The 1,424-nt window shown below is 31.7% G+C and carries 1 protein-coding gene; it reads right to left on the bottom strand.

Features of this window, described 5'->3' with window-relative positions; translation table 11 throughout:
- Window positions 1–1,181, bottom strand: a 1,181-nt coding sequence (locus tag BMZ76_RS15650; protein WP_143071116.1) for a hypothetical protein, incomplete at its 3' end; no start/stop codon positions are given.
- Window positions 1,182–1,424 lie beyond the last annotated feature (243 nt).

The raw sequence follows: 1,424 nt of genomic DNA, 5'->3' as shown, positions 1-1,424 counted from the left end.
ACTAAAACTACAATCCAGATATAAGAAGTAGATTGCCTTTTTTCCAAAGATTGTATTAAAGCTTCTTTCTCTGCAATTAAGTGCGGGGTATCATACTCATCGCGCAAAACTTTACTCAGGTGTTTGTAATTTTTTTGCAGCACACTATCAATTTCCATGTAGGTTGTTAAGTATTTCAACTGCTTTTCTTTGTCTCCGATTTGTTTGTAGTACTCAATTAAATAGGAATAGCCTCCTACAAATTCTGGTGTGATTTTTTTTCTAATGCGGTACATAGAATCTACTTTAATAAAATTTTGCACCGCACGTGATTTATAATCCAATCCTGCATACGACCTGCCCAGATAAAAATAAGATGCTAAAACATTTCCTGTATTTTTTACTTTGATTAAACCAGGCAATGCTTTTTTGATACTATCTAAAGCAGCTCTAAAATTTCTTTTATCTACTTGATTGGCTCCTTCATTCAAAATAAACATTAGCTGAAATTCTTTGTTTTTAGTAATCGTAGCTTCTTTGTAACCTAACTTATTATAAAAAGTAGTAGAATCTGAATGCTTTAAAGACTTATGGCAATCTGCTAATCCAAATATGGTGTTTTGAAACCAATAGGAGTAATAATCCCCTCGATAGTCCTTCGTTTTGTAATATTTATAGTTTTCATGGTACAATTGTAAGGCTTCCTCTACCTCACCCATTTCTTCTGATTTTGTAGTTCCAATATAGTCACGGACTATATAATAATAATCAATATTGCTTTTTAAAGCGACTTGCTCTGCCAAATTAAAATTAAGAAGCGCTTCATTAAATTTACGTAAGTCTACTAGTAGCCTTCCTTTTTCACAATAAGCTGCAGTAGGAAAAAATTTATTCGGTTCTATTTTTGAATATTTTATTACACTATCAAGATATTGAATGGCTTTGAGCGGTTGATCTTGATAATAAAGAATGGCGTATAAATAATAGCCTCTAGCTTTTCGAATTGCTTTGTTCTCTTTTGCAGCTTTAGAGAGATAGACCTTAGCCCATGCTAATTGTTTTTTAACACTTCCTTCTTCTTTAAAATAATTATTATCAATAGTATCGTACGACAATGAAGACTTATCATACACCGTTTGCGACCATAAAAAGAAAGGAAACAGTGCCGTAAGCACTATTTTTAAAAACTGCTGGTTAGTCATTGTTATTTGGTTTTATACAAAAGTACATTATGCAAATTAAAGTGCAGTAAAAAACTACATTTGAAAGGGTTCTGTGCTGTATCGATTTTTACGTATTGAAATCATGTATATTCCGATACCTATAATTCTATTTGCTTATTTTAAGACTGTTAACTAGCTCTAGTTTTACTCAACTCTTTGATAAAAAAGCTAGGCTTGATTTTATACTTTTTATAAAAAGCAGCCGAAAAGGCTTCTGCCGAA

Origin of the sequence: Flavobacterium xueshanense (assembly GCF_900112975.1) — a bacterium.
Taxonomy (GTDB): domain Bacteria; phylum Bacteroidota; class Bacteroidia; order Flavobacteriales; family Flavobacteriaceae; genus Flavobacterium; species Flavobacterium xueshanense.
The sequence above is the reverse complement of the archived record's forward strand: the minus strand, read 5'-3'. Positions and strand labels throughout refer to the sequence as shown.